Raw genomic sequence first — 24,531 nt, forward strand, 5'->3', positions numbered from 1 at the left:
CCAGCCAGTACCGGCTGCCGAGAACACGCAGCCCTCGATAATCCGCACGACTTGTTCCAGTAAAGCAGAGATATGCGCAGGGCGACTCCTCCCGTGCGCGGTCACTGAATGCGGGCGTATATTGGTAGTGTCGATCCGGGAAGTTGAGACGGCAGGAACTCGCCAATAGTGTGGCGCACGATTGTGCCGGCGGAAACTAACGGATAACCCAGAATGCTGGAGGTGCGACATGAGCCAATATCAACGCCTCTTTCTGATTGTCGGTCCAGCCATGCGTCACACGCCGGCGCTAGAGCGGGCAGTCGCACTTGCCAAAGCCACTGGCGCGGTACTGCATATCGCGGTGTTTATCGAAGACGTCGACATCCTGGGGTTGATGAGCGGGAATGAGCAATTTCGCGAGATCTGTCAGCAAGAGAACCAGAAGTGGCTGCAAGATGAAGCCCAACTGATGCGCGGCAATGGTATTACGGTGACCACCGAAGTTGCATTGGCTCGGGACGTACTGCAGGAAATCCTTCAGCATGTGAAGGACCTGCATCCAGACCTGGTTATCAAGGACGTACACCACGAATCAGCGATCAAACGCGTATTCGTCACGCCTCTGGACTGGCATCTGGTGCGTGATTGCCCGGTTGCTGTTCATCTGGTCAGCGAAGTCAGGTGTCCACTTCCGCGGGTGATAGTGGCAGCAGTGGATTTGTCGCATCCAGAGCACCAGATCACTGAGATCAACGATCGCATCGTCCTGGCTGCACAGCGGATGGCAATGCAGTGCAATGCAGAGTTGCACCTGCTGCACGCCTTCGATCCATCGCAAACACATATCTCTGACGCCGGGGCCGGCGCCGTGACGATGCCAGGCTTCATCAACGACGTACGTCGGTCGCTGCATAAGTCCTTCATTGCGTTGGCTGACAGCTACCACATACCCTCTGAACGACAACACTTCATTGAAGGGTCGCCTACCAAAGTGATGTCCGACTTCGCCGCCAATAGTCGAACCGATGTGATCGTAATGGGAAGCACACATCGAAAAGGGCTGAACAAGCTGATTGGCAGCACTACAGAGCACGTCCTGTATCAGGTGCCCTGCAATGTCTTGGCAATAAAGGGGCAAGTAGATCAGTAGGAATACTCCTCAGGCCCGCACTTGATGCGGCAGCAGCTGACAATCACGGCCTTGTCTTACGCAGAGTGTTGACTGGGCGGACACGGCTGGCCGTCAGCTTTTGGATTTCTGCCCGTCACGACAGGCAGAAATCAGCCTGCTTCGTGAAAAAAAGGGCCAGCCTCGACTGGCCCACGGGGAATGAACGAAGATCAGAGGAAGAAGTCACCGGCCGCCAGACTGGTGATGCCAGTCAGCTGGATGGCGAACTCCGCCGTGACATCCACGTCGGTATTGCCGTACAGGACGCCGGAAACCAGTTTGAGCTGGCCGGCGGCCGTGAAGTTGGCGGTCGAAGCAAGCAGGGTGCCGCTGAAGGCATCGTTGGCCGCCGTGGCCAAATTGGCATCCAGGGTGGACAGATCGATCTTGTCCTGCCCCCGGACGAAGCCTGAGAGAACATCCCAGGTGGCACTCGTCACTCCCATCTCGGACAGGGCGTTGAAGTCAAAGATGTCGTTACCGTTGCCACCGACCAGGGTGTCCTTGCCGGCTCCACCGATCAGGCGGTCGTTGCCCTCTCCCCCCGAGAGACTGTCGTTACCCGATCCGCCATCCAGCACGTTAGCGGCGCTGTTGCCCACCAGGGTGTTATTGAGGCCGTTACCCGTCCCGTTGATTGCCGCAGTACCGGATAAGGTGAGCGTTTCCTGGTAGTTGCCAAGCGTGCGGGAAACCGAAGAGATGATCGTGTCGACACCGCCACTGACCGCGTCGGCGGATTCACTGATCACATCCAGCACGTTGTCCACATAATAGGTGTCATTGCCCAGTCCGCCGGCCAGCGTGTCAGCCCCGAGTCCGCCATCCAGGACGTTGGCGGCGCTGTTGCCCACCAGGGTGTTATTGAGGTCGTTACCCGTCGCGTTGATTGCGGCAGTACCGGTTAAATTGAGCCTTTCCTGGTAATTGCCAAGCGTGCGGGAAACCAAAGAGTTCACAGTGTCGACACCGCCATTGACCGCGTCGGCGGATTCATTGATCACATCCAGCGCGTTGTCCACGTAATAGGTGTCGTTGCCCAGTCCGCCGGTCAGCGTGTCCGCCCCGAGTCCGCCATTCAGGACGTTGGCGGCGCTGTTGCCCACCAGGGTGTTATTGAGCCCATTACCCGTCGCGTTGATTGCCGCAGTACCGGATAAGGTGAGCTTTTCCTGGTAGTTGCCAAGCGTGCGGGAAACCGAAGAGATGATCGTGTCGACACCGCCACTGACCGCGTCGGCGGATTCACTGATCACATCCAGCACGTTATCCACGTAATAGGTGTCGTTGCCCAGCCCGCCAGTCAGCGTGTCGGCCCCGAGTCCGCCATCCAGGACGTTGGCGGCGCTGTTGCCCACCAGGGTGTTATTGAGGTCGTTACCCGTCGCGTTGATTGCCGCAGTACCGGTTAAGTTGAGCCTTTCCTGGTAGTTGCCAAGCGTGCGGGAAACCAAAGAGTTCACCGTGTCGAAGCCGCCATTGACCGAGTCGGAAGACTCATTGATCACATCTGACACGTTGTCCACGTAATAGGTGTCGTTGCCCAGTCCGCCGGCCAGCGTGTCAGCCCCGAGTCCGCCGTCCAGGATGTTGGCAGCGGCGTTGCCGGCGAGGCTGTCGGCGTAATTTGATCCGACAAGATTCTCGATGCCGCTCAAGGTATCGCTGCCGGAAGTGCCCGTGCCCTGAACCCCCGCGAGGTCCAGGTTGACCGTCACGCCGCTGGTGCCCGAAGTCCCGAGCCGATAGGAAACGGTGTCCGTTCCCGCGCCACCTGCCAGGACATTGTTGCCAATGCCGGCATACAGGACGTTGTTGAGCGCATTGCCGGTCAGGTTCGCAGCCACTGCACTCATGATTTGACCGTTTTCGACATTCTCCTCAAGCGTGTAGTTGGCCAGATAGCTATTGACGGTATCGGTGCCGTTGTTGGAATACTCCAATACACGGTCGCCGTCGTTGTCCACGATGTAAACGTCGTCGCCGGCATCGCCAGACATCGTATCGGCCCCAGTGCCGCCATTCAGCAGATCGTTGCCCTGGCCACCATATAGCGTGTCGTTGTTGCCCTCGCCATAGAGCTGGTCATTGCCGTCATCGCCAGACAAAGAGTCATTGTCCCCGCCGCCGTACAGCAAGTCCTTGCCCTTGTCGCCATACAACGAATCATTGCCGATGTCGCCGCGCAGGGTATTGATCGCATCTGCCGCATCGGCAATGCCGTCCCCGACCCAGTTTTCGCTGTAGCCTGCATGCAGGGTGTCGGAACCATTTCCGCCGTCCAGCGTATCCGACCCGCTGCCTCCCCAGAGTTCGTCATCGCCCTCGCCACCGGTTAGACGGTCGTTGCCGCTTCCCCCCAGGACGGTATCGTTGCCGGCCTGCCCGTTCAGGGTGTCGTTGCCTTGATTGCCGCTCAGATAATCGTTGCCAGCGCCGCTATTGAGTTGGTCGTCACCCCGGGCGCCGAGCAGCATGTCCGCCAATGACGAGGATGCCAGGGTCGCGTCAGTATCGGCGGCGCCCGTGCCGAGCCTGGCCAGGATCGTCCCGGCGCTGAAGCTGGCGGGGTTGAGGGCGATATTGCCGGTGAAGAGGATCTTCAGGTCTTGCGCATCGACTAGCGCATCCCGGTTGCGGTCCATGTACAACACCGTCTGGTTCGTCCCGGCGTTGTAGGCAGTCCAGAACTCCAGGAATCGCGTGTCCGTCGGGTCCGCTCCGGCCAGGGCCGTGCTCTGCCCCACCGCCGCCGTGAAGCCCGCCGCGGCCGCTCCCCGCCATACCACCGGCAAATACCCTCCCAAGCCGTTGGTAACGCCGGTGTCGATGACGTCCCCTTGGGCGGCATTGAAATCGGTGATCAGGTCCGGGGTCGCCACCGGACTGTACAACCGGTTGCCGCTGAACAGGTTGTAATCCTGGTTGAACGTAAAATGGTCGGCCCCCAGCCCGCCGGTCATGACCGCCTTGTCACGGCTCCCATAGCCCGCCGCCATCAGCGAGTCATCACCCTCTCCGCCCAGCAGGGTGTCGGTAAAGGCTCCCCCGACACCGCCCGAAAGGCCGGCAAACAGGATGTCATTGCCCGCCCCGCCCGTCAGCGAGTCGCTGCCCGCGCCGCCGTCCAGCCTGTCGGCACCGTCCCCACCGTCCAGGGTGTCGCTGCCATCGCTCCCATAAAGTTGATCGTTGTCCGCATCCCCGTTGAGCCGGTCGTTGCCCGCCCCACCGGAAAGGTAGTCGTCACCCGCCCCACCATTGAGGACGTTCAGCGTACCCGCCGCGTCCGTGGCATAGATTCCGGTCGAGTCCAGTGGGCCCTCGGCCACAAGATTATCTGCATCGTCGCCCCCGTTCAGGGTATCGGCCCCGGTACCGCCGTGTAGCATGTCTCGCCCTGCGCCGCCAGACAGGACGTCAGCTCCGCTACCGCCATACAGCCAATCACTGCCCAACCCGCCGACGAGGCTGTCATTGCCCGCGTCGCCGCTGACGGTATCGTCACCATCAAGCCCAACGAGGGTGTCGTTACCGCCGAGCCCAAAGGCCAGGTCGTTCCCGGAGGAAAGCGCCGGCAGCGTGTTGGTGTCCGCGCCGGCGGTACCCACCTTCACCGTGAAGGTCCCGGCGCTGAAGCTGGCGGGGTTGAGGGCGACGTTGCCGGTGAAGAGGATCTTCAGGTCTTGCGCATCGACTAGCGCATCCCGGTTGCGGTCCATGTACAACACCGTCTGGTTCGTCCCGGCATTGTAGGCAGTCCAGAACTCCAGGAATCGCGTGTCCGTCGGGTCCGCTCCGGCCAGGGCCGTGCTCTGCCCCACCGCTGCCGTGAAGCCCGCCGCGGCCGCTCCCCGCCACACCACCGGCACGTTCCCTGACAGGCCGTTGGTAATGCCGGTGTCGATGACGTCCCCTTGGGCGGCATTGAAATCGGTGATCAGGTCCGGGGTCGCCGCTGGACTGGCGCTCATCAGGCCATAGTCCTGGTTGAACATAAAATGGTCAGCCCCCAGCCCGCCGGTCATGACCGCCTTGTCGCGACTCACATAACCCGTCGCCATCAGCGAGTCATCACCCTCTCCGCCCAGCAGGGTGTCGGTAAAGGCTCCCGCGCCCCCCACCGAATAGCCGGCACGCAGGATGTCATTGCCCGCCCCGCCCATCAGCGAGTCGCTGCCCGCGCCACCGTCCAGCGTGTCGGCACCCTCCCCGCCGTCAAGGGTATCGCTGCCATCGTTCCCAAGAAGGTTATCGTTGTCCGCATCCCCGTTGAGCCGGTCGTTGCCCGCCCCACCGTAAAGGGCGTCGTTGCCCGCCCCGCCATTGAGGACGTTCAGCGTACCCGCCGCGTCCGTGGCATAGATCAGGGTCGAGTCCATTGCGCCATCGGCGAGGAGATAATCGGCATCGTCGCCTCCGTTCAGGGTGTCGGCGCCGCTACCGCCATATAACCAATCCTGCCCCGCACCGCCATACAGGACGTCGGCGCCGCTACCGCCATACAGATTATCCGTGCCCAACCCACCGACCAGGCTGTCATTGCCCGCGTCGCCGCTGACGGTATCGTCACCATCAAGCCCATCGAGGGTGTCGTTACCGCCGAGCCCAAAGGCCAGGTCGTTCCCGGAGGAAAGCGCCGGCATCGTGTTGGTGTCCGCGCCGGCGGTACCCACCTTCACCGTGAAGGTCCCGGCGCTGAAGCTGGCGGGGTTGAGGGCGACGTTACCGGTGAAGAGGATCTTCAGGTCTTGCGCATCGACTAGCGCATCCCGGTTGCGGTCCATGTACAACACCGTCTGGTTCGTCCCGGCATTGTAGGCAGTCCAGAACTCCAGGAATCGCGTGTCCGTCGGGTCCGCTCCGGCCAGGGCCGTGCTCTGCCCCACTGCCGCCGTGAAGCCCGCCGCGGCCGCTCCACGCCACACCACCGGCACGTTCCCTGACAGGCCGTTGGTAATGCCGGTGTCGATGATGTCCCCTTGGGCGGCATTGAAATCGGTGATCAGGTCCGGGGTCGCCGCTGGACTGATGCTCATCAGGCCATAGTCCTGGTTGAACATAAAATGGTCAGCCCCCAGCCCGCCGGTCATGACCGCCTTGTCGCGACTCCCATTGCCCGTCGCCATCAGCGAGTCATCACCCTCTCCGCCCAGCAGGGTATCGGTAAAGGCTCCCGCGCCCCCCACCGAATAGCCGGCACGCAGGATGTCATTGCCCGCCCCGCCCATCAGCGAGTCGCTGCCCGCGCCACCGTCCAGCGTGTCGGCGCCCTCCCCGCCGTCCAGGGTGTCGCTGCCATCGTTCCCAAGAAGGTAATCGTTGTGCGCATCCCCGTTGAGCCGGTCATTGCCCGCCCCACCGTAAAGGGTGTCGTTGCCCGCCCCACCATTGAGGACGTTCAGCGTACCCGCCGCGTCCGTGGCATAGACCAGGGTCGAGTCCATTGCGCCATCGGCGAGGAGATAATCGGCATCGTCGCCTCCGTTCAGGGTGTCGGCGCCGCTACCGCCATATAACCAATCCTGCCCCGCACCGCCATACAGGACGTCGGCGCCGCTACCGCCATACAGATTATCCGTGCCCAACCCGCCGACCAGGCTGTCATTGCCCTCGTCCCCGCTGACCGTATCGTCACCATCAAGCCCATCGAGGGTGTCGTTACCGCCGAGCCCAAAGGCCAGGTCGTTCCCGGAGGAAAGCGCCGGCATCGTGTTGGTATCCGCGCCGGCGGTACCCACCTTCACCGTGAAGGTCCCGGCGCTGAAGCTGGCGGGGTTGAGGGCGACGTTACCCGTGAAGAGGAGCTTCAGGTCGTCCGAATTGACTACCGCATCCCGGTTGCGGTCCATGAACAACACCGTCTGGTTCGCCCCAGCATCGTAGACAGTCCAGAACTCCAGGAATCGCGTGTCCGTCGGGTCCGCTCCGGCCAGGGCCGTGCTTTGCCCCACCGCCGCCGTGAAGCCCGCCGCGGCCGCGCCACGCCACACCACCGGCACGTTCCCGGACAGGCCGTTGGTAATGCCGGTGTCGATGACGTCCCCTTGGGCGGCATTGAAATCGGTGATCAGATCCGGGGTCGCCGCTGGGCTGTATGGCCGGTAGACCAGGCCGCCATCATTGAACATGAAATGGTCGGCCCCCAGCCCGCCGGTCATGATCGCCTTGTCGCGACTCCCATAGCTCGCCACCAGAAAGTCATCGCCCTCTCCGCCCAGCAGGGTGTCGGTAAAGGCTCCCACGACGCCCCCGGAAAAACCGGCAAACAGGATGTCATTGCCCGCTCCGCCCGACAGCGAGTCGCTGCCCGCGCCACCGTCCAGCCTGTCGGCACCCTCCCCGCCGTCGAGGGTATCGCTGCCATCGTTCCCATAAAGTTGATCGTTGTCCGCATCCCCGTTGAGCCGGTCGTTGCCCGCCCCGCCGTAAAGGACGTCGCCGCCCGCCCCACCATTGAGGACGTTCAGCGTACCCGCCGCGTCCGCGGCAGAGCTAGTAGGGGTGTCCTGACCTTCGGCATTCAGAAAGTCCGCGCCATCGCCGCCATTCAAGGTATCGGACCCGGAGCCCCCGTTCAGCGTGTCGTTCCCCGCGTCCCCGTTAAGCAGGTCGTTTCCCGTGCCACCGTAAAGCTGGTCGTTACCCAAACCTCCACTCAAGGTGTCATTGCCGGCCAAGGCATAGGCCTGGTTGTCGGCGCCGTTGCCGGTGTAAGAATCTGCTGCGGCCGTGCCGCGCCAAGCCACAAAATTGTCGGCGAAATCGCTAAAGACGAGAGAGGTTTTCCCGGTTGCGGCATTGGAGAGATAAATCAGCAGATCGGTCTCGCTGAACTGCCCGTCATCGTTGCCATCCACCCAGACTTCCAGGCGGCCGGCGGCGGCGTTGTTTCGCCAATAGACATCGACAAATCCGTCGCCCGCGTTGATTGCGTCCTGCGTGCCGGAGTTTCCTCCCGTGTAATTGAAACTGAGTGAACTGCTGTTGAACACCAGGGCCTTGCCGTTGATGTTGTTGATGCCCGGCAGATCGATGAGATCCCCAGTCGCGAAGTCGGCAATCGTATCCACCGTGGTGGGAGATGAATCGGTTCGAGGCGAACCCAGGCCGAAAACGAACCGGTCATTGCCTGCTCCGCCAACCAGGGTGTCGGCATCCAGCCCTCCCGTCAGTGTATCCGCCCCCCCACCGCCCACAAGGCTATCGCTCCCGGCTCCCCCGAATAAGCTGTCCCCGGCGGTCCCGCCCATCAGGCTGTCCGCGCCCGCCCCCCCTTGGGCGTTCAGGCTGTAGGTAATCGTACTTGCGCCCAGATACAGCGCATCCGTTTGTCCCTGGGCCGTAGCATCGAATGTCACCAGGCCATTTGCGGTCGAAAAAACGGCGTTGTTGAGTTGCAGGCGAACGGTCCCGCCCTGGCCAATAACGAATTTTTCAACGCCGGTGACCGTGGTGCCTCCCAAGCTGACTATCGATGCGTAGTTGCCCCAAAGATGCAGTTCATCGGCCACGCCTGTGCCGCCATCGATTGAATCGGCTGCGGTCAGGCTGTTTCCAACAAGGATGAGGTCGTCCCCGGCACCCGCTGAGACCGAGTCATTCCCTCCTGCGCGCAAATCCAGTTGATCCGATTGCAACGTCCCGGTCAGGGAATCCGCTCCAGAGGTACCCTGTCTAAAAACCGAGTTATCAGAGAACACGAAGTGCGTGCCATTGAGTGCGCCTGCCGACAAACCTGCCAAGCGAACGGTCTGCCCACCAAAAGTGACCAGTGTATCCGCCCCGGATGCCGCCAATACCAAGCCTCGCGCTCCTCCTGTAAAGGAGAGAGAGTCGTTGTTGAGGTTAAACGACGAGAGCGTGGTATTCGCGACAGTTGAAAAAATGTAAACGGTCATGAGCAGGGCGGCTCCGAAGTGGCTGTTAGAGGACGACTAACGTTATGAAAGAACGCCTGATTATATTTTTTATGGATGGTAGCAAATCGCCACAGAGCGCATAGACACTCAATCTGGAGTAACACGGGGATGATGGGGATTTTCCGATAGACGGCCAGATAGTGGCCCCACCACTGAATCATCAGTCGGCGTTCTTCCAGAATGGCTTGTCGGTGGCGATGTTGCGGGGAAGGTTTGGCTTGGCCAGAGACGCAGCCGGGGTTTCAGAATTCGAGTTCCAGATGCGCAATTTGCGCGCTAAAGCCGGCACGGACAAGGCTGAGTCAAGCGGCGATATTCTGCAGGCCAGAGATCGACTTGGGCATACGACCGTCGTAATGACCGAGCAGCACATCCGCAATCGAAAGGGAAAAAGATCTCTCCAACAAAGTGAATTGCGGACCAGATCAATATTTGCGGACCAGAAACGAACAAGGGCTTGCTCAGCTTTCGCTCGCAAACCCTTGATATATATGGTGCCCGAAGCCGGAATCGAACCGGCACGCCCTTACGAGCGGGGGATTTTAAGTCCCGAGGGAAAATCAATCAGACTGGGGCTTCCAATAGATTTTCCGGACCGCAATCAAGCCTATTGGCTTGCCCTACAGCCCAATGTTTCCGCATAACCTTAGAAGATTGCGGTCCAAAAAAATCCATGATTCAAGCATCGAAAATGTGCACTCAAGCAGCGTGATAACCATCAGTCGTATGCCGATCACGCATACTTCACGCGCTCTACTGGTGTCGTCTCGCCCCAAGCATCCATGTCCGCAGGGATCATGCATCCCCCCTTTGTAATGGCCATTTTTACTGGCGCTAGCTGCAACCGACTGCCTACAAGAGCTTAAAAGTGCGTGAGAAAGTCACGCACGCCTTTTCGCCACCCTCCCCGGCGTCCTGCCGACCGCCCCCCTTCATGCACTATCTCCCGATGCTACGCTGAAATCTCCACGGAGGATTCGCGATGCCAAACTCTGACCTGCTCCCTTCCCTGCTGTTCAAGATCAACGAAAACCAGCTTGCCCTTGAAGCCGCTATCCTGGAGCTTTCGAGCTGGGTCGAGCAGCGCGGATCGGCCGATGTCGCCGACAATGTGCGCGGCGCCCTTGAAGCTATCGACAAGAATGAGGAATTTATCAAGATGACGCTCGCGGTGATGATGGCGCCGGAGTGACCGCTACCGGCCGATTCTGTTGAAAAAGTCGGTTTTCTCAACCGCTCGAATATTGACGGGTAAAAACACATTTTTTGCCCGCTGCTACGTAAAATCCGAGTCTGGACACCTCTGCTGAAAGCAAGAAATTCAATCTCAGACGCGTACTTTTCTGTCGTGAGAACCAAGCCATACTTTTTCAACAGAATCGGCCAGAAGCTGACGTTCGATTTTTTTTGGGAACCTCAAAGTCCTTTGATGAAAACACTAGATGTCGCAGTGGTTCCGCGGCCAGTTTGACCAATCACTTTCGGATTGAGCCTTTTACAACTGGAGAACTAGGCAGCCCCCAAGGCCTCTCGCATAAAAGCGAAGCCCGGCGACCGCTCACGTGCTTTTTAGTGCTCCTGATCAGCCATATTGCGTGGATTTTCGACGCCCTCGATGCTCCTCACGATATGCACTCCTCCGTCCATCTCTAGAAATTCCGTCCCAGCAGGCAAAACTGCGCCGGTGCGTGGACATTAATCAGCTAATGTCCGTGGTCCCGACGCACCGTCCCAATATGCTAATAAACTGTCCCGCCGCGCCCATAGTCTCGTGCCCGAGATATCTACTATAGGACCAGTACCTCTGCCATCAGCGGGGGCCTGTTACCTATACCGGATGCACATCTTGCGCATCGCCGTACAAGCACGGATTGGAGACAACAATGACAAAAATCGCCGACATCCAAAACACCCCTTCACCAGCATCGCCCTCGGCACCGGCCATCATCCGGTCGTCGGTGCGACAGCATTCGATCAAGGTAGAGCTTTGCACACCCGCCATCGGCGCCGAGCTCAGCAACGTCAGCCTTGTCGACGCTGCCCAAGATCCAGAACTGATCGCGCAAATCCGGGAGCTGTGGCTCAAGCACAAAGTGTTGTTCTTTCGCGACCAGAACATCACCCCAATGGAGCAACAGCACTTCGCCGCGCAATTCAGCGAACTGGAAGCCCATCCCTTGGCGCCGAGCCATCCGGAGGCGGACAAGCTGCTGATGCTGTACCGCAATCTCGATCCGAGCAAGCCCAAGAGCTATGTGGAAAAGGCTAGTCGCGAAAACCTCTGGCATGCCGATGTCACCTACAAGCAGGCGCCGCCCCGCGGTGCGGTATTGCGCTGCGAACTGGGTCCGGAGACCGGCGGCGATACGCTGTTTTCCAACATGGTGATGGCCTACGAAAAGCTGCCCGAAAGCATCAAGCAACGGATCGATGGCTTGTATGCCAAGCACGGTGCCGAGCAGACCTTTGGCGCCCAGTTGCCACGCGAAGAACGTCACGCGATGGCCCTGAAGACGCCCGGCGCCGAGCATCCGGTAGTGCTTGTGCATCCCGAGACCGGCGAGAAGGTGCTGTTCGTCAATTCCGCATTCACCACCCATTTCTCGAACTTCTTCAACTTCGAGGACATCCGCTACGGCCAGGACTTCATGCCCGAGGCTCATCACCTGATGAACTACCTGATCTCCCAGGCCGCCATCCCGGAATACCAGGTTCGCCTGAAGTGGCGCACCAACACCGTTGCCATGTGGGACAACCTGCAAATCCAGCACTACGCCGTGGCTGACTACGGCAACGCGCCACGGAAGATGCTGCGCGCAACCTTGGCGGGAACCCCGCTGACCTGACCCTGACTGCCAGACAGACAGCCCGGGCACCCGACCATCCGTGATGGTCGGACGATCCCGGCCGCCGAAAAATTCCCGATCAAAACAACAATCAACGGAGATACCTATGCTCTACGAACACGTCGACACCGCCGTCATCGATGGCGAATCCCTGCCCTGGATTCCGTTTACCCCTTATGCCGATAACGTCCTGCTCAAGTACTTCAAGCTCGACCCGATCCGTGGCGAATGGATCGTCATGATGAAGGCGCCGATCGACATGCAACTGCCCAAGCACCACCACACGGGTACGGTGATGGTCTACACCTTCGAAGGCCAGTGGAAATACAAGGAGCATGACTGGGTCGCCGGCCCGGGCAGCATCGTGTACGAGACCGCCGGATCGACTCACACCCCAGAAGTCGTCAGCACCGGAAATGGCGACGGCTATGTGCTCACGCTGGTTCAGGTCAATGGCGATCTTGCGTTTCTGGATGAGAACGACAACATCGTCGCGCTCGAAAACTGGAAGTCCGGGCTCAAGCGTTATCTTGACTATTGCGAACAGCATGACATCGCGCCGAAAGACCTCACGGCATTCAACTGATCCGGTTCCAGGAGAACTCCCGGTATCCCTCGATTCAAGGGGGGCCGGGAAAGTAGCCTGATCGCAAAAATCCAGGGGAGGAAAACAGGCTGTCCCGGTTCGCGGTCTTGACGTGGAATCTGACAGAGGGCCCTGCCCGCTCCCCGATCACAGACTTTCGAACGGAGCGATGCCATGCATGGCTTGATGATGCACAAGCAGCTGTTGATTTCCTCGCTCATAGAGCACGCCGACCGCCATCACGGCGATACGCAGATCGTGTCCCGCAGGGTGGAGGGCGATATCCATCGCTACACCTTCCGGGACTGCCACCGTCGCGCGCGCCAGATGGCCAGCGCGCTGACCAGCCTGGGTGTCCAGCCCGCCGACCGGATCGGTACGCTGGCCTGGAACGGCTATCGTCACCTGGAGTTGTACTACGGCATTGGCGGGATGGGTGCCATCGTGCACACCATCAACCCGCGCCTGCATGAAGATCAGGTGGCCTACATCGCTAATCATGCCGAAGACCAGTACATCTTCTTCGACATGACCTTCCTGCCGCTGATCAAGCTCATCGCTGGCCGCTGCCCAACGGTCAAGGCGTTCATCGCCATGACCGATCACCTGCCGACAGACACCGGTATCGACAACCTGCTGTGCTATGAAGATCTGCTGCAACAGGGCGCCTGCGATTACGCCTGGCCGGATCTCGACGAGGATGCCGCCTGCACGCTCTGCTACACCTCCGGCACCACGGGCAACCCGAAAGGCGTGCTGTACAGTCATCGCTCTTCGCTGCTGCACACCTATGCCGCCGCGCTGCCGGATGCCCTGAACTGTTCGGCGCGCGACGTCATCCTGCCGGTTGTGCCCATGTTCCATGTCAACGCCTGGGGGCTCCCGTACATCGCGTGCATGGTCGGGGCCAAGCTGGTATTTCCCGGCCCTGCGCTGGACGGCAAATCGCTGTTCGAACTGCTCGAAGCGGAGCAGGTGACCCTCTCTGCTGGCGTACCCACGGTCTGGCAAGGGCTGCTCGGGCATCTGGAGCAAACCGGCGAGCCTTTCTCCAGCATGAAACGCACCATCATTGGCGGTGCAGCCTGTCCCACGGCAATGCTGAACAAGTTTCAGGAGACCTACGGCGTCGCGGTGTTGCACGTCTGGGGGATGACGGAATTGAGCCCGATCGGCACCATTGGCACCCTCAAGGCCAGGCACCTTGGCATGTCCCCGGAAGAGCGTAATGCTGTGCAGTCCAAACAAGGCCGCGCAGTGTTTGGTGTCGATATGAAGATCGTCGGCGCGGACGGCCTGGAACTGCCTTGGGACGGCGCGACCTCGGGTGACCTGATGGTGCGCGGCCCCTGGGTGGTACGCGACTATTTCAGAAATGAAAGCGACTGTTCGCCGCTGCTCGAACACGCCGGCCAGACCTGGTTCCCCACCGGCGATGTGGCGACCATCGATGGCGATGGCTTCATGCAGATCACCGATCGCAGCAAGGATGTGATCAAGTCGGGTGGCGAGTGGATCGGCTCGATCGATCTGGAGAACATTGCCCTGAGCCATCCCTCAGTCGCCCAGGCGGCCTGCATCGCCGCGAAACATGCGAAGTGGGATGAACGGCCCTTGCTGATCATCGTCAGGAAAGCGCAGGCAGCCCTGACCCGGGAAGATCTGCTGGCCTTTTATGACGGCAAGATTGCCAAGTGGTGGACGCCGGATGATGTGGTCTTCGTCGACACGATTCCACTGGGCGCTACGGGCAAGGTGTTGAAGAACCGCCTGCGCGAGCAGTTCGGCGATCATCTGCTGGTCAAGGCTGCCAGCTGAGTAACAAGGAACAAATCCAGCCCTGTCCATGTGCAAAGGCAGGGCGGACGTTACGGCAGATGCCGGTAGCGTTCGCCCTGCCTTTGCATTTCCGCTATCAAGGGGTTTAGCCAGCCGCTGGCTCAGAGGTCGGGTCGCCGGACATCAACTGCTCGAGAAACTCCAGCAGCAATTCGTTGACCTGAGCCGGGCTTTCCTCTGCGGCGCTATGGCCTACACCGGGTAGCAGCACCTTTTTGCGCAGAGCGGGCAGGTAGGCGTCCATCTGGTCGTAGAGGCTGCGGATTTCCACCGGCTCCAGGGAAGGGTCGGCAGCACCACCGATGAACAGGCTTGGCTGGCTGACCTTCGCGCCGTCGAGAAACGCGGTGATTTCCCAGTTGCGGTCGCGACAGCGGTAGTAGTTCAGGGCACCGGTAAACCCCGTGCGCGTGTACTCGGCGACGTAGTAGTCGAGCGACCGCGGGCTCAGCCAGGACGGGAACGCTCCCTTCGGCTCGGTAAAGGCGTTGAGAATCGGCTCACCGGCCTCGACAAACAGACGCCAGCGTTCGGCTCCGACGGCGCTGCCGGAGATCGAGTAAAAGACGCTGCTCAAGGTCTTGCGCGGATCAGCGGCCAGCTCGCGATCCGGCTTGGTGAGCTGCTGGAAATACAGGTGGTGGTAGACCCGGCCTTTCGCCATGGCCTGCAAGCCCACGGTTGGCTTGACCTTGCCCCGCGGCGGTACCGGGGTATTGAGCATCACCAGGCCACTGAACAGATCCGGGCGCAACATGGCGGCCGCCTGGGCCACCCAGGCGCCCAGGTCGTGGCCGATGATCACCGCAGAGGTTTCCCCCAGGGCCGCCATCAAACCCACCATGTCGCCGACGGACTGGCTCATGTCATAGGCTTCGATGGCGTCGGGGCGGTCCGATTGCCCGAACCCGCGTTGATCGGGCACCACAACCCGATAGCCGGCCTCGGCCAATGCCACGATCTGGCGCCGCCACATGTACCAGAGGTAGGGGAAGCCGTGCAGCAGGATGACGAGCGGGCCCTGGCCCTCGTCGATGTAGTGCATGCGGATGCCGTTGACGTCGGCAAAGCAGTGGTTGAATGCATCAGGATCGTCGGCATCCACCTGCGCCATTGCAGCGAGCGGCTGACCGATACGCATTGAAGTGCGCGTATCCATTATCTACCTCCATCTTATTAGTTGTGGGCTTGAAGGTAGCTCTGAGAGGGTGCCCCGCACTGAGCTTAGCAGGACACAATATTGTGAAATTGGGACAGAGCGAAAGACTATAGAGCTGCTTCTGCCGCCGCCATTCTTAGCTCGCCGATAGTGTCCCAATATGCAAAGAAATTATCCCGCCATGCCCATAGCGCCGCGCTCGTGTTCCCTACAATGGGACCGCGCTTCCTGCTCTGCACTACGCCAGACCAAGGTTGAAGATCGCTAGCGCTATCAGTACTTCCACAAGCGCCGTCTTCTCGTTCAATACATCTTCGATGAAAAAAGAAACGCCGCCATCGGCCGAGGGAGATCCTATACATGCCCAAGCTTGTTCGCGCCGCCGTCTTGACCAAATACCTGGAAGTCACCCAGGACCTGGGATTCAACCCGCGTGACGTGCTGGCAGTTGCCGGCCTGAACAAGGCTCAGCTGCAAGCCCCTGAATACCGCATTCCCATCGATGCCGCCGTACGTCTGCTGGAAGATTCGGCCGCCGCCAGCGATTGCCAGACCTTCGGCCTGCGTATGGCCGAGTCACGCCAGCTTTCGGACCTCGGTGTAGTCAGCTTGCTGCTCAGCCAACAGCGCACCCTGCGCGACGCCTTGCAGGTGATGGAGCGCTACCGTCATCTGATGAACGATTCCCTGGGAATCTTCGTTGAAGAGGCCGGCAGGATGGTGATCATTCGTGCAGTGATGGTCACCGAGACACTGCTGCCCAATCGCCAAGCCACGGAGCTGGTCATTGGCGTGCTGTTCCGCTTGTGCTCGACACTGCTCGGCTCGAAGTGGCGCCCCTACAGCGTCAACTTCATGCACCAGCCGCCAGACAGCCTGCACCTGCATCAGCGCCTGTTCGGCTGCAATCTGGAATTCGGCAGCGAGTTCAACGGCATCGTTTGCTCCGAAGCCAGTCTCGATATGATCAATCCCAATGCCGACCCGTCCATGGCCCGTTATGCCCAAGACTACATCGATTCGTTGCAGGGTGATGAAAGCACCTCGATGCTGTTCGAGGTGCGCAAGGCCATCTACCTGTTGTTGCCCATGGGGCGCGCCACCCTAGAGCAGATCGCCCTGTCACAGGGCATGAACGTGCGTACCTTTCAACGCCGTCTGCAGGACGACGGCTGTGCCTTCAACGACCTGATCAATGACGTGCGCCGTGACCTAGCGCTGCGTTATCTGGAGAACCCGAACAACTCGATGAGCCGCATCGCCGACATGTTCGGCTTCTCCATGGCCAGCTCCTTTACCCGCTGGTTCATCAACCAGTTCGGCATGCCACCGGCGGCGTGGCGCAGCGCGCAGAAACAGTCCGGTCTCTGCGCAGAGAGTGCCGCAGTCCCTAAATCTTTCTGAGTACAAGGCAAAAAAGGTTTTTCACGCAATTGCGGGAAACTCAGAAACAACAGCGCCGATTTGACTGATGATGTTCGTGCGAGCAAACACATCTGACAAATCGGCGTTCTTGTGCGTGATATGAGTATTGCGAATTCTTTTTCAAGTAGATCGCGTCTTTCCCGACCATTCGTGATGAACCAAAAAAAACGGCGACTGCTGGTACAGTCGCCGCAAAAAACCGATGTTTGTGGCACCGGTGGTGAGCTTCACTGTAACGAGGAGCCAGCCCAGTGAAGCCCTGCCATAAACCTGAGTGAAGCCTGTTTTCAGAGGCCCCAGTGCAGCAACAGCAGTACCAGCACGACCAAGAACACCGTCTCACCGACCATCAGCAGGATCGGTTTGATGCCGACCGCCGCCAGCTCCTTGAGCTGAGTCTTCATGCCCAGGGCACTGATGGAAATCACCAGGCACCAGCGCGACAACTCATTGACCCCACCTTGCACCGCCGGAGCGATCCAGCCGGTGCTGTTGATGCAGGCCAGAATCAGAAAGCCCACGGCGAACCATGGCAGCAGCGGTGGGCGCTTGCCGGTCGGGTCAGCGCCTTGCATGCGGGTGATCATGGCCGCGGTGACGATCACCGGCAGGAGCATGGCAACGCGCATCAGCTTGACCACCGTGGCCGTGTCACCGGTCTCGGTTGACATGCCGTACCCAGCACCGACCACTTGGGCGACGTCGTGGATGGTGGCGCCGAGGAACACCCCGGCGATCTGTGGCGACAACGAGAACCAGTTGGCAATCATTGGATAGACGATCATCGCCAGGGTGGACAACGCCGACACGCCGATCACCGTGAACAGGGTCGCGCGCTCTTTCTGCGGATGGTTCGGCAACGCCGCCGCCAGTGCCAAGGCTGCCGATGCGCCGCAGATGGCCGTGGCGCCACCGGTGAGCATGCCAAACAGCCGCGAGAAACCCAGAAACTTCGCGGCGATCACCGAGGCAGCAATGGTCAACACCACCAGGATCACCACCAGTACCATCGGCTTCCAGCCCAGTGCCGCCATTTGTTCCAGGGTGATGCGCATGCCCAGCAGAGCGACGCCGATGCGCAGTACCGTGCGGGCGGTGAACTCGACGCCGACTTTGCAGGGACCGTCGTCGGCAAGAAAATTCAAGGCCATGCCCAGCAACAAGGCGAACAACATGACCGGTGCGCCGTAGTGCTCGGACAAAAACGAGGCGGCGGCGGCCACGATCAGGCTGACTATAAAGCCCGGTACCAATTCGCGTGTGCGGGTTTGGATGCGGGTTAGAGCAATAGCGCTCATGGCGCGGACTCCTCGAAAAAGGTGGTAATGAACGCCTGGCCGTCGATGATCCTGGCCGGGTGGTTATTGACTTTGAGTTGGGTGGAAATGAACAGATAGCCGCTCTTTGTATGGCCCCCGGCCGGCGGGCTTTTGTCAGTAGGTACAGACATGAGCCGGGCATGCCAGTTACCGCTCGCGATCACTTTCGCGCAGCGCTTCACTCATGGAGGCCAGCAGCGCATCGGGGGGTCGTGAACCCACCCCCGTCCTCTGCCGGCTGAACTGCACACTAGGCACGTCGAAACTGTACCTGCGAGTGTTCCAGTTGGCGCTCGCCGATCAGGCACCAGGGGCAAAAGAAATCGAAAAACACATCAATACGCAAACGACGAGTCACAACCTCACCTCTAACCCGGCTTCACTGACAGGGTCAGGCACGCTCTGCCCCTGAAGCCGGGCGATATCTCTGTGGTAATGACACTTGGCATAAAAGAACACCGCCGCTGCCGCGAGGCTGACCAGCGGCACCAGTTGAAACGCGGCATGCAAACCGATGAGGTCGGACACCCGACCGGTGATGAACGGCCCCGGTGCCAACCCCAGCAGGTTGTTGGCCAGGGTCAGCGTGGCGAAGGCCGTGCCGTGCACCGAGTAATGGGTCAGGTTGGCAACCATCGCGCCGCTAGGGCCGGTGGTACCGGTGGCAATCAGCATGCCCAGGCAGATCAGCAGCAGTTGCACCGGCCCCGCCTGCAAGGCAAAGGCTGCCGACAGCAACAGACAACTGCCCAGACAAAAGGCGATGGCCAGGCTGACCTTGCGCTCCGGTGAGTGGCGACACAGGCGATCGCTGAGCATGCCGCACAGAATCATCCCCACACCGCTGCACAACACGATGAGCGCCGCCATGCCGCCGGCCTTGTCGGTGGGCATGTCGTAGTAGCGGTTGAGGTAGCTGGGAATCCACACCATCACCGTTCCGCCGACGAATAGCTGCAAACCGCTACCCACGTACGTGGCGATCACCGAATGGCTGGACCACAAAGTGCGCAGCGGACGCTTGACCGCGGCAGCCGTCTTGTTCGCAATCTGCGCGGCACGTTGTGGCGCAATGCGTGCTTCCTTGACGATCAGCGGATAGAGCACCGCCAGCACCAGGCCAAACAGAGCCATGCCGGCGAACGACCAGCGCCAGCCCAGCTTGGCCGCGATAGCACCGCCCAACGCCATGCCCAGCACGGCACCAAACAAGCCACCGGCCATGAAAGCACTGGCCAGGGTGGCGCGCATATGTTTGGGGAACACCGAGATCACCACGGCGATGCCGACGCTGCCGTAAGCCGCCTCACCGACACCGACCATAAATCGCGCGATGAACATCTGCTGGTAGTCCTGCGCCACCGCGCAGCCCAGGGTCGCCAGGCTCCAGAGCAGCGCCATCAACGCCAGGCTCTTGACCCGGCCGAAGCGGTCGGCCATCAACGACAGAGGGAACGTCAGCAGGCCAACCATCAGGGCAACGACGCCGCTGAGCAGACCGAGCTGGCCGTCGCTCAACGCCCACTCGCTCTTGAGCAGCGGGAACACCGCGTTGAGCACTTGGCGTGACATGTAATCGGAAATCAACAGGCCGAACGTCAGCGCGAAGACAATCCAGGCATATTTACGCGCAACGCCGACTCCACCGGAGTCGTCATCGTCGGCGGCGATTGGGTGAAAGGCCATGCAGCCTCCTCAATGTGGTTGTTTTATTGTTGTTATCAAGCGTGTAGCCGCTACGGCTTATGAAAGTGACTTCAATGCCCACACGCGTGAGCATCCCCATGACCAAGGGCCGTGCTGTTGAACCGCAGTAGGTTCTAGCGCGTATCCATTACCTTCCGCTCTCTATTTTCGGAAGCCTGAAGGTAGCTTTGACGGGGCATCCTGCACTAAGCTTCGCAGGACTCAATCTTGCGAAATTGGGACACGAGGGAAATCATGTATACCCTGACGCGGAGTGCCAGCCTTACCAACTATGAACAGGTTGCCCGTTCAGAGGGGCTCGATCCTTTTCGTATGCTGCGGATGGCCAAGCTGCCGGCCAGTGCCCTCGACGATCCAAATATCATGATCAGTAGCGATTCGGTCGGGTGGCTGCTGGAGGAGTCAGCCCGATTGTCCGGTCAGGAGGCTTTCGGTCTGCTGCTCGCCGAAAAGAGACACCTTTCCAACTTTGGCATGCTGGCACTGCTTATCCGCGAAGAGCCAACACTGCGCGCCGCCTTGCAATCTTGCTTTCGCTATACGCGACTGCATAACGCCGGTGTGCAATTGTGGCTTGAGGATGTGGGCGATCTGACCCTGCTGCATGTGGGGGTGAACATGCAGGGCCATCATGGCGTCTGGCGCCAAGCGATTGAACAAGCAACCGGAATTATCCTCCGCACGTTGTGCATTCTGAGCGGTTATACCTTCCGGCCGGTAAGGGTCAGTTTTACTCACGCCCCCCCCTCCAGCCTTGAAGTACACCATCGTGTGTTGGGAACCGCGATCGAGTTCTCTCAGGAATTCAACGCCATCGTTTGCCGCGGGGGCGATTTGGATATGGCCATACCTGAGGCGGACCCCGCGCTGCATCGCGAAGTGAAGCGATCGCTGGACATGCAGTTGGCTAACCTGCGCGACGAGCCGACGCAGCGGGTACGTCAGATCGTCAAGATGCTGCTGCCAAGCGGACTGTGTTCTGTCGATGCGGTTGCCCAGCATCTTGGCATGCATCGACGCACCCTTAACCGCCACCTGGCAACTGAGGGTGAGAGTGTCACAACGATCATCAACGCTGTACGGGCTGAACTCGCCGAAGAGTATTTGGCCAACAGCAGACGCCGATTTTATGAGGTGGCCGAACTGCTCGGCTTTTCCACGGCCGGTGATTTTTCACGCTGGTTCCGCAGCCAGTTTGGCAAGACACCTTCGAATTGGGTTGCTTCCTATCGAGAGAGCAAGGCGCCCCCCGAGCCCCGCCGCCTGAAAAAATAGAAGGAGAGATTCAAGGGCGACTGACAAGCCTGTTGGCCGACCAACCTGCCTGAAACTGTCATTTCTTCGACGCGGCCATTATCGGCGACAAGGCGTTTTCACCAGCCAATGAGCAGGCAGTTTGGGCGGACCGACTTTTTCAACAGAGTCGGTCGATAGCTGTCACGTCAAAACAGTCCTCCCAATGCTGCTGGCTCCCAGTTCATGATCACCAGTTCTCCACTGACCTCGGCCTTGCCCTGCCGCTGGTTAGTCGTGGTGTAGCGGATGTCCAGCGTCTCAAAATGAAAGCCCTCGAACACCCGGCGGATGTCCGGGTGGTCGTTAATGCTGACCATCACCCTGCCCTTACAGCGGCGCATAAAATCGGCCATGCGTTCGTAATTTTCAAACGGAAAATCCACCCCATACCCTGCGGTCTGCCAGTACGGCGGGTCCATGTAGTGGAAGGTGTGTGCCCGATCGTAGCGTTCGGCGCATTCCAGCCAAGGCAGGTTCTCCACGTAGGTACCGGACAGGCGTTGCCACGCGGCTGAGAGGTTTTCCTCGATACGGAGCAGATTGATGGCCGGGCCGGTGGTCGCGGTGCCGAACGTCTGCCCAGAGACCTTGCCGGCGAAGGCATGGTGCTGCAGGTAGAAGAATCGCGCGGCGCGCTGGATGTCGGTAAGGGTTTCCGGGCGGGTCATCTTCTGCCACTCGAATACCTGACGCGAACTGAGCGCCCATTTGAACTGACGCACGAACTCTTCGAGGTGATTTTGCACCACACGATACAACGTCACCAGGTCACCGTTGATGTCGTTGAGGACTTCAACCGGCGCGGCCTGGGGTCGCATAAAGTACAGCGCGGCGCCGCCGGCAAAGACTTCGACGTAGCATTCGTGGGGAGGAAACAGCGGAATAAGGCGATCGGCCAGACGGCGTTTGCCGCCCATCCAAGGGATGATAGGTGAAGACATAGATAGCAAGACCTTTACTGTATAAATAAACAGGTGCTAGGCTCGCTCTGCTTTGTGCACAGAGCAGGAGCCTTGGCGGGACTTGCAGGGACAATCTGCGGGGACGGTGGCCAGGCTGGATGTTGACGCATCCAGACTGGCCGCTCCTTTTTCTTTGATTTTTGAAACTTCTGACTCGGGCCGATTTATGCGCCCGCGCAATTAAACCGGCACCTCGAGTACGATTTTCTGCGGCTTGCCTGACGTCTTGGCTTTGCCTTCTTTGCCGCCATTGCACTCCGCCGACACTGTCCAGCCGGACGGGGTAAAAGTGTGATCCACCGACTCCACCAAATACTCACCATCGAGGCCACGCTTGAAGCCTTGGGCCTGGATCATGACTTCGGCAAACAGGTCGGTCCGACCCGGCAGGTCGAGACGTACCGAGGCGGTGGAACGATTGAACGCCGCCAGACGGGCCTTGGCCGCTTCGTCGGCCGCTGTGCGATCCGGGTAGAGATGGCGATCGGTATGCACCGGCGGCAGCCCTTCGGGCACGTTGGGGTTGTCCAGGTGCGAAATCAGCAGCTCGCCGCTGGCCGGGTCCTGGTACTGGGTGTTGACGCCCTGATGCGTGCTGCGGTCGCTCAAGCGAAACCGCCAGCGGGTGATATCGCTGCGCTGCAGGGTGATCACCGCCAAGGCCTTGCCACTGGCGCTCTGCCCGCCCTGTCGCGGCAAGACCAGCAGCTTGCCGTCAGCCACCTTGGCCGTGCAGTCGTGCTTCTTGGCCACCCGGGTAATGAAGTTGAAGTCGGATTCATTGAGCTGGTCCATGCGCGGCACCCGGGTGTCGACCGGGCACGATGGCTGCCAGCCATTGCGGGCCGCCACGTCACCGACGATCTGCGCCAGGCTGACATCTTCCCAACTGCCGCTGCGCGTGGTTTTGCCGCTGCCACGCATGTCGCTCGCCTTGCCGCTGATCACCAGCGTGTCCGGTGGGCCAGAGACAGCGACATCGTCCACGGTGTAGCGGCCCATGCGCGTCAGGTCGGCGCCGGCATAACCCAGGTAGACCTCGATGCTCGCACCACGGACAGGCAGCAACACTGCACCATCACGGTCATCAATGCGCAGCTCGAACGAATCCGAGGCCATGCCAGGCCGATCGGAGAGCTGCAGCGAGACCAGCCGATCATTGATCAAGGTGGTGATGTCCGCGCCATCGGCAACGATACGGAAAAGCGGTTGCATGTCGGCGCTCCGAACAAAAAAAAGCCCGCACTCGGCGGGCTGGGTAATGGGATTAATCCCACAGTGAAATTACGCTGTCAGTCTCCACCACCAGGTCCGGCAGCGTGATCAGCACACCGGCCCGGAACGGCTGCGGCTCATCGGCCAGGCCCTGATTGGCCGCCAGCACCGCCTCGACGCTGCGGTTCAGGTGGCCGTAGTAGTGGTGGCACAGGGTATCGAGCAAATCCCCGTCAGCCGTTCTGCAGGTCATCGCCATAACGGACAAACTCCAATGAAAAGCCCTGCTTGCGCGGGATCGCCCCGGGCAGCAAGGCGCTTTGTTCCTCGTCGATGTTGGTCAGGCACCAGTTGCCCAGCACCTCGCCATAACCCGTGGTCAGGTTCAGCGGTAGCAACTTGGCACCGATGCTGCGCAGCGTATCCAGCTGCTTCAGCCCACCTTTGAAGCTCGGGTAGATTGCGCCTTTGATGGTGATTTTCTCCTCGCCTAGACCTACGGCCTGTTGCGCCGGGCGCCGGGTCAGGCGCTCCTGCGCGGCCCAGCGAAACGCCGTCTGCCGGCGCAGTTCGTCGAAGGCGGCGGTGTCCAGGTTGAAGTAATACGGCCGCTCATTGGCCTTCAGCGGGTAGAGAATCAGCAGGTGCGGGAATGGCTTCACCGCGTCGGGAATCGGCGTCATGTCGCCGGCAAACCACTCCGTCGGGAAAATATTGCCCAACGCGGCGTTGGCCTTGCCGGCCACCTTGTTGAACGCCGCGCCAAAGCGGCCGATCTGCTCAGTCAACGCGGAAAAATGCTCATCAAACTGGGCCAGCGCACGCTGGGTCTGATTGTAGATACTGGCGACCTTACCGATCTTGGCCTGGGCCGAGTTTATTGCACTTTGCAAACGCCGGGTCTTATCGCTCAGGTCCTCGCTGATAAAGGGCAAACCCTCCAGCGCATCGGCTGCCCCGCTGATTTCATTGAGCGCGCCATTCATGGGCCCGGTCATGGACTCCAGGTCAGTACGCCCGGCCTCCCCTGCGTCGACCATGTATTTCAGCCCGCCCTGCAGGTGCTGCAGGTAGGTCTTTTCATCCGCCATAACACTATTCC

At 60.1% G+C, this 24,531-nt stretch carries 16 protein-coding genes and 1 pseudogene; 7 read left to right on the forward strand and 10 right to left on the reverse strand.

What is annotated here, in order from left to right:
- Nucleotides 1-229 precede the first annotated feature (229 nt).
- Nucleotides 230-1,132, forward strand: a complete 903-nt coding sequence (locus KW838_RS00900; RefSeq protein WP_218500055.1) for a universal stress protein — start codon at nt 230-232, stop codon at nt 1,130-1,132.
- Nucleotides 1,133-1,323: 191 nt separating this feature from the next.
- Here the strand turns inward: KW838_RS00900 and KW838_RS29350 are convergent, their stop codons facing one another.
- Entirely contained in the window at nt 1,324-9,054 is a 7,731-nt protein-coding gene (locus KW838_RS29350; protein ID WP_256358687.1) for a calcium-binding protein, read from the reverse strand.
- 1,003 nt (nt 9,055-10,057) lie between these two features.
- Between KW838_RS29350 and KW838_RS00975 the strand changes: the two genes are divergently transcribed.
- The 4 genes from KW838_RS00975 to KW838_RS00990 all read left to right on the forward strand — a co-directional run bounded on the left by KW838_RS00975 (nt 10,058) and on the right by KW838_RS00990 (nt 14,325).
- Nucleotides 10,058-10,267, forward strand: a complete 210-nt coding sequence (locus tag KW838_RS00975) for a hypothetical protein (RefSeq protein WP_060539960.1) — start codon at nt 10,058-10,060, stop codon at nt 10,265-10,267.
- A gap of 781 nt (nt 10,268-11,048) precedes the next feature.
- The gene (locus tag KW838_RS00980; RefSeq protein WP_208601474.1) at nt 11,049-11,921 is read left to right on the forward strand and encodes a TauD/TfdA family dioxygenase; all 873 of its coding nucleotides are present in this window, start codon (nt 11,049-11,051) and stop codon (nt 11,919-11,921) included.
- A 106-nt stretch (nt 11,922-12,027) separates the two neighbouring features.
- Nucleotides 12,028-12,507, forward strand: coding sequence for a 2,4'-dihydroxyacetophenone dioxygenase family protein (locus KW838_RS00985; protein ID WP_064678531.1), 480 nt, complete (start codon nt 12,028-12,030; stop codon nt 12,505-12,507).
- Nucleotides 12,508-12,681: 174 nt separating this feature from the next.
- Nucleotides 12,682-14,325 carry a 3-(methylthio)propionyl-CoA ligase gene (locus KW838_RS00990; protein ID WP_218478685.1) on the forward strand — a complete coding sequence of 548 codons (1,644 nt, stop codon included), beginning with the start codon at nt 12,682-12,684 and terminating at the stop codon, nt 14,323-14,325.
- Between the two features lie 106 nt (nt 14,326-14,431).
- Here KW838_RS00990 and KW838_RS00995 read toward each other — a convergent pair whose 3' ends face one another.
- Nucleotides 14,432-15,505: an alpha/beta fold hydrolase gene (locus KW838_RS00995; protein WP_218478687.1), complete on the reverse strand. Its 1,074-nt coding sequence runs from the start codon at nt 15,503-15,505 to the stop codon at nt 14,432-14,434.
- A 360-nt stretch (nt 15,506-15,865) separates the two neighbouring features.
- Between KW838_RS00995 and KW838_RS01000 the strand changes: the two genes are divergently transcribed.
- The gene (locus tag KW838_RS01000) at nt 15,866-16,909 is read left to right on the forward strand and encodes an AraC family transcriptional regulator (protein WP_060539964.1); all 1,044 of its coding nucleotides are present in this window, start codon (nt 15,866-15,868) and stop codon (nt 16,907-16,909) included.
- A gap of 308 nt (nt 16,910-17,217) precedes the next feature.
- On the opposite strand, the gene KW838_RS01005 is transcribed toward KW838_RS01000, so the two are convergent.
- From KW838_RS01005 to KW838_RS01020, 4 genes and pseudogenes are all read right to left on the reverse strand, one after another.
- Nucleotides 17,218-18,228 carry a YeiH family protein gene (locus KW838_RS01005; RefSeq protein WP_218500056.1) on the reverse strand — a complete coding sequence of 337 codons (1,011 nt, stop codon included), beginning with the start codon at nt 18,226-18,228 and terminating at the stop codon, nt 17,218-17,220.
- Nucleotides 18,225-18,380 (reverse strand): hypothetical protein, encoded by a 156-nt coding sequence (locus KW838_RS01010; protein WP_218478690.1) that lies wholly within the window; start codon nt 18,378-18,380, stop codon nt 18,225-18,227. Before KW838_RS01010 ends, KW838_RS01005 begins: the two co-directional genes overlap by 4 nt.
- 128 nt (nt 18,381-18,508) lie before the next feature.
- Nucleotides 18,509-18,607 (reverse strand): annotated as a pseudogene (locus tag KW838_RS01015) (DsbA family protein); the annotation flags it as partial.
- Complete coding sequence (locus tag KW838_RS01020; protein WP_150756533.1) at nt 18,604-19,935, reverse strand: MFS transporter; 1,332 nt, start codon at nt 19,933-19,935, stop codon at nt 18,604-18,606. The pseudogene KW838_RS01015 and the gene KW838_RS01020, both read right to left, overlap by 4 nt.
- 255 nt (nt 19,936-20,190) lie before the next feature.
- On the opposite strand from KW838_RS01020, the gene KW838_RS01025 reads away from it, so the two are divergent.
- On the forward strand, nt 20,191-21,231 hold the full coding sequence (locus tag KW838_RS01025) for an AraC family transcriptional regulator (protein ID WP_060539968.1): 1,041 nt from the start codon (nt 20,191-20,193) through the stop codon (nt 21,229-21,231).
- 167 nt (nt 21,232-21,398) lie between these two features.
- Here KW838_RS01025 and KW838_RS01030 read toward each other — a convergent pair whose 3' ends face one another.
- The 4 genes from KW838_RS01030 to KW838_RS01045 form a co-directional block, all read right to left on the reverse strand.
- A complete protein-coding gene (locus KW838_RS01030) occupies nt 21,399-22,193 on the reverse strand; it encodes a DNA adenine methylase (RefSeq protein WP_218478692.1) in 795 nt (264 codons plus the stop codon).
- Nucleotides 22,194-22,394: 201 nt separating this feature from the next.
- Nucleotides 22,395-23,429: a phage late control D family protein gene (locus KW838_RS01035; RefSeq protein WP_218478694.1), complete on the reverse strand. Its 1,035-nt coding sequence runs from the start codon at nt 23,427-23,429 to the stop codon at nt 22,395-22,397.
- Between the two features lie 52 nt (nt 23,430-23,481).
- Entirely contained in the window at nt 23,482-23,688 is a 207-nt protein-coding gene (locus tag KW838_RS01040; protein WP_057716592.1) for a tail protein X, read from the reverse strand.
- Nucleotides 23,663-24,520 carry a phage tail protein gene (locus KW838_RS01045; protein ID WP_218478695.1) on the reverse strand — a complete coding sequence of 286 codons (858 nt, stop codon included), beginning with the start codon at nt 24,518-24,520 and terminating at the stop codon, nt 23,663-23,665. Before KW838_RS01045 ends, KW838_RS01040 begins: the two co-directional genes overlap by 26 nt.
- Nucleotides 24,521-24,531 lie beyond the last annotated feature (11 nt).

This window comes from Pseudomonas sp. PDM27, from assembly GCF_019219205.1.
In the GTDB taxonomy this organism is placed as follows: domain Bacteria; phylum Pseudomonadota; class Gammaproteobacteria; order Pseudomonadales; family Pseudomonadaceae; genus Aquipseudomonas; species Aquipseudomonas laurylsulfatiphila.